The organism is Winogradskyella vidalii (genome assembly GCF_013403955.1).
Classification (GTDB): domain Bacteria; phylum Bacteroidota; class Bacteroidia; order Flavobacteriales; family Flavobacteriaceae; genus Winogradskyella; species Winogradskyella vidalii.
Genome location: NZ_JABFDG010000003.1, coordinates 49,054 through 59,916 on the forward strand (window position 1 = coordinate 49,054; position 10,863 = coordinate 59,916).

8 protein-coding genes are annotated in these 10,863 nt (G+C 33.4%); 2 read left to right on the plus strand and 6 right to left on the minus strand.

Features of this window, described 5'->3' with window-relative positions; translation table 11 throughout:
• Positions 1-171: 171 nt before the first annotated feature.
• Positions 172-585 carry a cation transporter gene (locus HM982_RS09165; protein ID WP_179352861.1) on the plus strand — a complete coding sequence of 138 codons (414 nt, stop codon included), beginning with the start codon at positions 172-174 and terminating at the stop codon, positions 583-585.
• A 117-nt stretch (positions 586-702) separates the two neighbouring features.
• Here the strand turns inward: HM982_RS09165 and HM982_RS09170 are convergent, their stop codons facing one another.
• The 3 genes from HM982_RS09170 to HM982_RS09180 form a co-directional block, all read right to left on the minus strand.
• Complete coding sequence (locus HM982_RS09170) at positions 703-1,065, minus strand: hypothetical protein (protein WP_179352862.1); 363 nt, start codon at positions 1,063-1,065, stop codon at positions 703-705.
• Positions 1,066-1,247: 182 nt separating this feature from the next.
• Positions 1,248-2,690 carry a DUF5689 domain-containing protein gene (locus HM982_RS09175; protein ID WP_179352863.1) on the minus strand — a complete coding sequence of 481 codons (1,443 nt, stop codon included), beginning with the start codon at positions 2,688-2,690 and terminating at the stop codon, positions 1,248-1,250.
• A 78-nt stretch (positions 2,691-2,768) separates the two neighbouring features.
• On the minus strand, positions 2,769-5,564 hold the full coding sequence (locus tag HM982_RS09180) for a TonB-dependent receptor (protein ID WP_179352864.1): 2,796 nt from the start codon (positions 5,562-5,564) through the stop codon (positions 2,769-2,771).
• 138 nt (positions 5,565-5,702) lie between these two features.
• Here HM982_RS09180 and HM982_RS09185 point away from each other — a divergent pair, with 138 nt between their 5' ends.
• Positions 5,703-6,761, plus strand: coding sequence for an endonuclease/exonuclease/phosphatase family protein (locus HM982_RS09185; protein WP_179352865.1), 1,059 nt, complete (start codon positions 5,703-5,705; stop codon positions 6,759-6,761).
• A gap of 83 nt (positions 6,762-6,844) precedes the next feature.
• Here the strand turns inward: HM982_RS09185 and HM982_RS09190 are convergent, their stop codons facing one another.
• The 3 genes from HM982_RS09190 to HM982_RS09200 all read right to left on the minus strand — a co-directional run bounded on the left by HM982_RS09190 (position 6,845) and on the right by HM982_RS09200 (position 10,680).
• The gene (locus HM982_RS09190) at positions 6,845-7,288 is read right to left on the minus strand and encodes a hypothetical protein (protein ID WP_179352866.1); all 444 of its coding nucleotides are present in this window, start codon (positions 7,286-7,288) and stop codon (positions 6,845-6,847) included.
• A 53-nt stretch (positions 7,289-7,341) separates the two neighbouring features.
• The gene (gene pbpC, locus HM982_RS09195) at positions 7,342-9,690 is read right to left on the minus strand and encodes a penicillin-binding protein 1C (RefSeq protein WP_179352867.1); all 2,349 of its coding nucleotides are present in this window, start codon (positions 9,688-9,690) and stop codon (positions 7,342-7,344) included.
• A gap of 138 nt (positions 9,691-9,828) precedes the next feature.
• Positions 9,829-10,680 carry an SH3 domain-containing protein gene (locus HM982_RS09200; protein WP_179352868.1) on the minus strand — a complete coding sequence of 284 codons (852 nt, stop codon included), beginning with the start codon at positions 10,678-10,680 and terminating at the stop codon, positions 9,829-9,831.
• Between the last annotated feature and the right edge of the window lie 183 nt (positions 10,681-10,863).

The following is a 10,863-nucleotide window of genomic DNA, read 5'->3' on the forward strand; positions in this document are numbered from 1 at the left end:
TTTTTTTATGCGCTAAATTGTAAGGATTTAAGTCCTAAAAGAGAAATTTGCTGTTTACCAAGTGTATTCTTACAAAGAGTTTAAGAAAGTATCACAAAATTCGTTAATTATCTCGTTAGAAACGGCAATATTTCTTAGATTTAACCCAATTTCAAAAATAATAATAGTTATATGAATACATTAAAAACATTAAGCATCGTGGCCATTATGGTTTTGGCTTTTACGGCTTGTAAAAATGAAACTCAACCTGAAGTTAAAACTGTAGGTATGGAAGTTGCAGAAAGTACTGATGTTTCTAAGACACTAGATCCAAATGCAACTTATGCAAAAGTTGAATTTGGTATCGATGGAATGACCTGTGCTATGGGTTGTGCTAAAACGATTGAAAAGAAAATGGCTAAAATGGAAGGTGTAAAATCGGCAAAAGTTGATTTTGATTCACGTATGGCAATGGTAGAATATGATGAAGCTAAAGTAACACCAGAATCTTTAGAAGCGACTGTAACTAAGGTGGCAGAGATTTATAAAGTAAAAGATATGCATCAAGTGGATGACTTTAGTAAAGCAGAAAAGAAAGCTGAGTAAATTCAGATAAAATTGTAAATGATAAAAGCGCTATCCTCAAGGATGGCGCTTTTTTTATAACAGACTTATCTAAAACATTAAGAAAACCTCTTGCATGATTAAATTTATTCTTTAATACTAAACAACTTGTAATAGAATAAACGCCATTGCAAAGCAACCTATAGGGATAAGCCATAGTAAATATATAGACGTCTCATTTGGCTTAGATTTAGCATTTAAAATGGTTCTTTTTTTGCCATTGTAACGCATCCAGTTTTTAGAGACTATAAAGAGTGCTACTAATGTAAATAAAACCCAAAACTTGGTAGAAGACATCATTTGCATTTTCATCTGTTTAGCAAATGCCATAAAGAAGGCAGCCAATACAAATACAATAGAAATTTCAAGCACACTAATATAGAGTAAAGCTATGTTGATGCTTTTTCTACCAAAGGCTTTTTTATAATGGTTGAATAAAGTAATGTAAATATTGTCTAACATAAAAAATAAAGCTTTTTTAATAGCGGTTTTAAATATAGTGATTTAGTATAAATAAGAGTGATTTGTAAAAGTTATTTAGTTACGCTTATAAGTAAATAAGGTTAATTTTAAACCTATAATAACGATACAAAAAAAGACTGCCCTTACAGGCAGCCTTATAATATATTTTAAGAGAAAAATCTCTATTGTGCTAAAATCTGCACATTGCTTAAATCTATAGTCGTAGAAATTGAAGCGTCATCACTATCATATACAAAAGCTAAAACAGCATTACCTGAAATCATTGAAATATCAATTAAACCTGTAGCATCATAAACGTTGTTAAAGAAACCTGTGTTTTCTGGTAAAGCAGCAATTTCTGCAGCTCCTATTTCTGTCCATGTAGCATCATCAGGATTGGTTCCTGAAACGAAATCATTAGAATAATAAGCTTTTAATGGCTGTCCATTACTAAAAGCATCTGCAATTTGTAATATAAGACGCTCGTTATCATTAGCATCAAAATCTATTGAAGGAGATATTAACCAACTAATCATTTCGAAAATGTCATCATTATCATCATCATAAGCAGAGCCTCTTACATAGCCTTCACCTTGATAGCTACTAGCATACCATTCATTATTGCCAAGTGTGTTGGTAACTTCCCAAGCACCTAAACCGCTATCAAAACCTTCATCAAAAACAACATCAAAATCATTAATATCATCTAGGGTACAACGACTAGAATCAAATTGAACGTCATTTAAATTATTTAGTAAAAATACTAAATCATCACCACCATAAGATTTTAAGACAACAGCAGAAATACTTCCTCCATTATCATTTGGTGGTAAAGGTGTGTTGTAAAAGTTAGCAAAAGAACTAGTTTCTAAATAGAATGTTGAATAACCAAATCCTTCACAAGCTTGAAGTGTTCTTAAGGTATCAAAATCCTCTGTTGGATCACCGTAAGTCATATTTTCTAAAGTTTCTGGAAACTGAACATTGTTTGAAGTTACAAACATACCTACGTGACTTGCATTAATTTGAGAAAGACTAAGTTCTAAAGGCACTATAGTTTCTGTAGTTGCAGATCTAAAAATATAATCACTAACTTGAACTTCTGTAAATTGTCCTACTTCATCTTCATCTGTTTTTCCTCCAATAGAAATTACTTCGTTAGCATTATAACCAACGTAATTACCTGAAAGAAGAATATAAACTTCACGACCTTTATTAAATTGGTTATAAGAATCTACTTGGTTTAACATTACTCCGATAGCAGCAGTTGGATTTTCTGGGGCGTCTTGCATGTAAAACTCTTTGTAAAAGTTTCCTGTTGCATCAGAAGATGATACGTATCCTTTTACTAATAAGCTATCTGATAACTGTATAAAATGGTCATAGTCAAAACCAGTCTGACCATCTTCGTAAGTTTCGTAAAGTGCTTTTAAATCAGAAATAGAGATTTCCGTTAAATCAGAATCATCTGACTCTAGTTTAGCAAGGAGTTCTTGTAAATTTTCATTTTCTTCATCTCCTAAACTGTTAGGAATTGTGTAGTCGTCATCTTGAACACAAGACGTAATAGCAACAGAAGCTATTAAGACTAGCATTAATTTTAAAGATTTAAGTGCTTTATTCATAACTTTTTTGTTTATAATTATTGAATTTATGAAATTTATACATTCCATAATTGTAATATTTTTATTAATTTTTTTTTTTTAGAATCTAACGTTCAAGTTAACAAAATAATTGGCGCCACGTCCGTACCAGTATTTTGAACCAAATTTTGGTGTTCCATTAGCATGGTCATCTCTTAGCTGAGTGTAATTAGCATTTCTACCTTGTTCAAAACCACCTGTTTTATAGATTTCGTCTAAGATGTTACCAACACTTGCAAATAAGCCAATATAATAATCACCTACTTTCCAAGACTTACCACCAACTAGGTTGACAACCATATAGTCACTAATCTTTTCTTGTTTTAATAATTCTGTCGCTAATTCTTCATCATAATCATTTAAAGGAAGTCCGTCAGAATCTAAGTAGAAATTTTCTGTTCTAGTTAATGCATTTACGTCAATGTAAGCATTAGAAAAGAAGTTAGCTGTTGCACCAAACCACCAGAAGTTAGGGTCTCTATATTCAAAACCAATAGATGATGCTCTTTGTGGGCCTCCTGCAAGTTTGTAATCTTTTAAATTAGCTTGTCCAAAATCTAAAGAACCATTTGAGCCATCATTTCCAAAGAAACTAGCTGAGGTTAAATATAAATTAGGATTATTATCATAAGTATATTGACCAATTGAAGCGGCACCTTTTAACTTAATGGTTGGTGTTACTTGAGCTTCGATACCTATTTCTACACCTAAGTGTTTTTTATCGATACCTTGTAGAACTTCTTGTACAAACGCAGAGGTGTCGTTGTCTTCAATATCATTTCCACCACTAATACCATCAGCATAGTAAAACCCAACTTCATTGGCATCTTCTATTTTGGTGTAAAATCCTGTGATTTTAGCATTAACAATCGGTGATCTAAAAATATAACTCGCATCAAAAGATGTTACGATTTCTTCACTAATATTATTAACTACAGAATGATTTTCTCTAGAGTTAGAGAATGTATTACGTAAATTAGGAGCTCTTGTTATGTAACCTCCATTGAGGTCAATTAAGTGTTTACCAGAAATTTTATAAGTAAAGCCAGCTTTAGCGCCTACACCAGTAAATGTAAGTTCGTCTCCTTTACCATAAGAAGTCGGCGCACCAGAAATAGTACCATCAAATCTACCATGCTCCCATAACCCTTCTCTTTGGTATGTAGTGTTTGTAATATTACCAGACAAATAGAAATCAAACTTATTATACTTAAACTGCGCCTGTGCATAAGCAGAAGCCACCTCAGCATATAAGTTATAGTTGTATCTGTATTTGTCACCTTCGCCTACTAGACGATCTGGATTTCTGTTGTCATATTCAAAACCATCAAAAGAATCGACGTTTAATAAACCAACATTAGACCCTAATAAATCAATAACTTCACCAAAGTTTTCTGATTTTAGGTTTTTGTAGTTAACGCCACCATTAATAATGATGTTATCATTAATCTCAGATGTAAATATAGAATTAACGGTTAATTGTGTGTCATCTACACGATCTTCATACAGAGCATAAGCCGAACTAATATCACCGATGTTGTTAGTAAGGTTGGCATCTAAAATACGATTCCAATCTATTTGACCATCATTTATAAATTCTTGTTCAGCTAAATAAGCGCCAGCATAATCTGGTCCATCAGTATCTGATAAAGCATAACTAGGTAAATCTTGGTAATATGCAGGACTTGGGTTTCCACCTCCAGAGTAATCTAATCTACTGTTTCCTAATTTACCAAACTGGTAACCTACATTAGTATTTAATCTTGTCTTAGATGAAATATCCCAGTAATGGTTTAACATAAAAATAGGTTCTTCTACTTCTTTAATACGAGAGTTACGTTGCTCACCATCTAATTCACCCCAATATTCATTATACCTAATTCCTTTAAGGTCATAAACCTCTTGTGTATTTGGTGAAGATTTTCCTCTTCGGTTAGGTGTGTAAATCGAAGTAAAGTTAATACTATGTTTATCGTTGATTTTCTTTTCTATTGAAGCAAAAAATGAATTAGAGTCGTATAAACTAGCATCTTGATAGCCTTCTTCTCCCCAGCGTCTTCCTAACATAAAAGCAAAAGACCAACCATCATCTAATAAGCCAGAAGCATAACTTGCCATTACACGATTAGTATAACTTCTATTAGAAGAAGAATACGTAATACGTCCTCCTTTTCTATAAGAAGAAGCTCTTGTAATAATATTAGATGAACCTAAAACACCACCAAAATTGTAGTCTGAAGGTGTAAGCCCAGTAGTTAACACTTGGTTACGCATCATATCATTTAATCCGCCCCAATTACTCCACTGTGGTCTCCCGTTGTAAAGCTTATTCATTTCAATCCCGTTCATTAATACAGAACCATTTTCTGAATCTAAACCTCTTAGCTTAAAGAATGAAGAACTAAATTCAAAAGCTGCAGTTCTTTGAAACACATCCATTGATGAAGAAAGAAGTCCAGAGATGTTATCTGCACCACTTGTGTCATCATTTAACTCATCATCAGAAAGTGTAATTGTAAACATATCCTGTACATCTGTGACATCAATATCTAAAGTCATGTCCGTAATATCTACGGTTTGGCCTTCATTGACGATAATAGGATAACGTTTTGTCTCGTAACCAGGTTTAGAGATTTTTAAAACCTGTTCTCCTAAGGGAACGTTGTTAGAAAATGTAAATTCTCCTAACCCATTGGTTAAAGTTGATTGTTGTGTTTCTTCGATTGTAATAGTTACATCAGGAATTGGTTCCGAAGATGCAGCGTCTTTTACACTACCTTTAACAATGGTGTTTTGAGCCAGCATTGTTAAGGAAGAAAAAACTCCAAATAATAAAATAAGTAAATTTTTTTTCATGCCTAATTTTAAAGTTAATAGCGTCTGAGCATTAAATAAAGGTTATTTAAGGCGAGCAAATTTACATTATTTATAATAAATATCTACTTTTGGCCTGAGATTTGTAATCTTGTTAATGTTAATTTAATATACTACTAAATGAAAAGTTTTAAATGCCTTTTAATTTTAACTTTCTTTTTCGCAATCATAAATGTTAATGCGCAGGAGAAAAAAAAATATAAAATACATACCGTTGCTTTCTACAACTTAGAAAACTTATTTGATTCTATTAATGACCCTGTTAAATATGATGAGGCTAGTCCGATCATGGAAATGAGTGCTGCTAATAGAGCTGAGGTTTATGAGAAAAAAATAAAAAATATGGCAAAAGTGGTTGCTGATATTGGTTCTCAAGACACAAAAAATTCACCTGCAGTGATAGGTGTTTCAGAAGTTGAAAATAGACAAGTCCTCGTCGATTTAATTAATGACCCACAATTGTTAGATAAAGATTATGGTATTGTTCATTACGATTCACCAGATAAGCGTGGTATTGATGTTGCACTACTTTATCAGAAAGCCCTTTTTAAAGTTTTAGACTCTAGTTCTCATGAATTATTTATTTATGACGATTTAAGCCGTGATCGTGTATTTACCAGAGATCAATTGTTAGTTAGCGGTGAGTTAGAAGGTGATTTAATTCATGTAATTGTTAATCACTGGCCATCACGAAGTGGTGGAGAGGCCAGAAGCCGTTCTAAAAGAGTAGGTGCTGCAAAACTTAATAAGCGAATTATTGATTCTTTACAGTCTAATGATCCTTATGCTAAAATAATTACCATGGGCGATTTAAATGATAACCCAACAAATGAAAGTGTAAAAGAGATTTTAAAAGCTGAGCGTAAAGAAAATAAAGTTGGTTTTAAAGGCATTTACAATCCAATGGAAGAATTTTTTAAGCAAGGTTTAGGGTCTAATGCTTATAGAGACTCTTGGAGTTTATTTGACCAAATATTATTCACACAACCATTTTTAGAAAAAGACTATTCATCATTTCGTTTTTATAAAGCAGGAATCTTTAATAAGTCTTATTTAACAAATAAGCGAGGACGTTATAAAGGTTATCCTTACAGAAGTTTTGCTGATGGTGGATTTTCAGATGGATTTAGTGATCACTTCCCGGTTTATATATACCTTATTAGAGAGGTAACAGAATAACAACATTAGCTCTTAATAATAGAGATAAAAAAAGCGTCTAGAACTTATGAGTTTAGACGCTTTTCTTATTAATGGTCATTATTTTAAGAAGCAAACCAAAGCCCCCAAGGAATTTTAGCTAAAACTAAAACTAAGGCTAGTGTATAAAAAATAGCGAGTAGTTTAAATTTTGGTTTAGAAGTTAATTTCTTTTTGTGTTTTGAATATCCAATTGTAACTAGGGCTACGGCAATAATCATGGTAAGTGGATGCTCTATAATAAGATTTCTTAGACCTGAATTTTTCATCACTTCTCCCATACCACCAACTTGTTCTATGACTGAGAAATAATCTTTCATAAAAAATAATACAATACCAATTAATAACTGAATATGCATTGTAATTAAGGCGAAAAGCGAAATTCTAAAATCTTTAGCATCAAATTCTTTATCGCCAAAAAACTTAATAAGTGCATTTAATGTAGCTAGGACTAATACTAGTAGTACTAAATAAGCCCATTTTGAATGTATAAACTGAACAATTTCCATAACAAATAAGTTGATTTATTTATGCAAACATAAGGATTTACGCTTGAATGTAATTACTCCGAAATCGTAATTTTATGTTTTAGCTCATTTCCAAGCGCATCTGTTACCGTTATCATATGTTCACCCGAACTGGGTAAAATAGCCATGTCATGGATGTCTTTTGTGCTTCCTATATAATGATTGTCAATGTACCAATGCAACTCTAATTCAGGTTTAGAATGTGCTACTTTTAAAATTAATTCATTGGTTTTACCATCAAAACCTTTGGGTAAATAAATAGTGCTTTCTTGGTTGGGGTAAATAAATTCCATAGAAACTCCAGAAGATTCTGCACAATCCATTCTGTAAGGTGGTAAGGCCTTATAAAATGGATTTTTAGTTTTGTAATAATAGGCTTGCAAGGGAGGTAAAACAAACCAAGATTTATTAATAATATTTGAAACGCTTTCACAAGACGAATTAACTTGATATTGTCCTGCTGCATCTAAATGTACTAACCGATGAAAAGGACAGGGTCTCGTTTTTTGACCACTAGCTTGTATAAAACGCATTTCAGTAGCATCGCAAATAGAGGAAGCACGAAAACCACTTTTTTTACAAATGCTGACTTCTAGCATTTCGTCATAGGGTTTTGCAAACCAATCGCTTTTTGGTAGTAAATCAAAGATCTCAAATAAAATAGGTGCAGCTGTTTGTACACCAACTAAACCAGGTCGGCCTTCACCATCAGCATTACCAACCCAAACACCAACCACATAATCTTTGGTGGTACCAATGGCCCATGCATCTCTAAACCCAAAACTAGTTCCTGTTTTCCATGCAATGTCTTGTGAAGAATCATAAAATTGCCAGCTTTCATCACTTTCGGGCCGGTTAACTTGTTTCATGCTTTCAAACGTGAGGTAAATCGAAGCCGCATCAAAAACCATCTTTTCTTTACTAAGCTTTCCAAAGTCAACAGATTCACTTGCATTGAAAATAGGTGATGTAAATTCATGGGTGAAATATTGACTAGAGTTGGCATTAAAATGGTTTAAAGTTGAAGCCATACCGGCATAACTTTTGCATAAATCCCAAAGGTTACTTTCGGCACCTCCAAGGACTAATGATAAGCCGTAGTGGTTTGCATTGTATTTTAAATCTTTAAGTTGAAGTGCTTTGAGGTAATGGTAAAAACGGTCTAAACCAAATTCTTGAAGCATTCGTACTGCAGGTACATTTAATGAGCGCGATAATGCTTCGTTAGCAGGTACTGCACCATCGTAATTTTGGTCGTAATTCTCTGGTTGGTAGCTTCCAAACTGTGTAGGTACATCTGTAACTAGTGCATTTGGGAGTAAATCACCAGCATCGAGCATAGCTGCATATAAAAAAGGTTTTAAAATACTACCTGTACTTCTGGGTTTATCTATAATATCTACACTATTTTGGTGCGTGTTATCGGTTGGGGAATTTCCAACGTATGCTAATACTTCTCTCGTTTTTACATCTAAAACTAATACTGAAAGGTTGTGAATTTCATTTTGTTTTAACAGGTCGTAATGTTGTTTTACAATGTTATTAGTTTGCTGTTGAAGAGATGTATTTAATGTTGTTTTTACACGTTTTCCTCGCGATGTTTTGGCAATTTTCTGAAGTAGATGTGGTGCGAGTTGAGGCAAGGGGTAGGGCTTTTGTGGTAAATCCTCCGAAATTGCTAATTGGTGCGTTAACGTATCAATCGTGCCATTATTTAGTAGTTTAGTTAATAATCGATTGCGTTTTTTTAATAATTGTTTCTGATTTTTTCCGGGATAAATTAAACTAGGAGCGTTTGGTAGTACAGCTAAGGTGGCACTTTCTGCCCAAGATAGGTCAGAAGCATGACGATTAAAATAACGCCAAGAAGCGGCATCAATGCCAACAACATTGCCTCCAAATGGAGCATGGCTAGCGTATAGATTTAGAATGTCATCTTTAGAAAGTCTCAGCTCTAAACGCGTGGCAAGAATTAGTTCTTTTAGTTTTTCTAAATAGGTGCGTGATTGGCCTTTTCGAGATAACCGAATGACTTGTTGGGTTAAGGTGCTTCCACCACGTTTAACTTCTCCAGAGCTTAAATTACTTTTTAAAGCTTTAACTATGGAAACCGGATTAAAGCCGGGATGTTTATAAAAATATTCATCTTCAAATTGAAGAATACAGGTTTTAAATTTATCAGGAATACTATCGTTTACAGGAAATCGCCATTGGCCATCCTTGGCAATTAATGCGCCTAATAAATCGTTAGATTTGCTGGTGATTACTGTTGTTGTAGGGTCTTTGAATAATTCTTGAGGCAAACAAAAATAATAGGCCACAAGGAGAACGGCGACAATTACCGATTTTATCTTATGGCGTTTTATGTGGTTTATTAATTTCAAAAATCTTAATTCCAATAACTTTTTTTTGCTCAGTATAAGCGTTCTTTTTTATTAAACCCCTAAAGTCCTTATAGTAACAATCTTAAAAAATTTAGGTGGAATGTTCGCTTGAGGGGATTTTAGGGGTGTAAATTATATTTAACAACCTTTATGCATATTAAATTCTATGACTTTTTCACTAATATTATCTTCAAAATCAGTCAATATAAGTTTTAAAAACACACGATTTGTAGCAACACCAACGGGCCGGTCCTTGACATTTTTTATGGTTTTAAAGTAATTTAGCCATTCGGCACCACATTGGTCAATGACCTCTGCTTTTAAGGCTTCTACAGAGGTGTCAATAAAGGTTTTCCAGTCTTTTTCGGTATAAGCTAAAGTTTCAAATGTATTAGATGTTACTTGCTTTAAAGGTTTCCATTCGGAATCAAAATGTTTCCAATCGTTAGCGTCACACTGTTTGTCTACACTCATAAATGAAATACTATTTTCATAACGTTGAAAAATACTTACATGTTTATAATCGCTATCAATCAAAACAATTTGCTTACGCTCTGGTGATGCGCCTAAACCGACATTAATTTTTGCTGAATCTAGCTGTATTAAGTGGTGTAGCCTTTTATTGTCACTTGTGGCTAAATTTTTGATTTCCACATTCAGTTTGTCTAAATCTAATCGAATCGTTTTATTGATTTTTGTTGAAGAGAGATAGCCATTAAAGACATAGCCAATATGATTTCGAGTTTCTACTTTTACCCATTCGCCACTCACTTTTTTACCGCCATCGAGGACCACGAGTTTTTGGTCTGTTGTTTCTAGTACATCAATGGCTTGACCATAGGCTAATTTGCTAATCATTTTTCCATTGACGTCGGGCTGATCTCTAAGTGATAAGCCGCTTTCTGCTGCTACATAAGCATTTTGTTGTGCTGTAGCGAAGGCTGTGCTTACTACCATTACAATCGCTAAAATCTGTTTTAAATTTTTCATAATTTTTAGTTTTTAGCTTGCCACTATGGCAAGCTTAGTTAAACATTTTAGCGGTTTTGTTCTAGGATTTTTGCCTTCCGGACGGCTTTTGTTTAGTTATTTTATGCTGAACTTGTTCAGTATCTTGTATTTGTTTTTTAGGTCTACTAGGCACGTGTTGAATTAGATTCAACGTCTGACTTT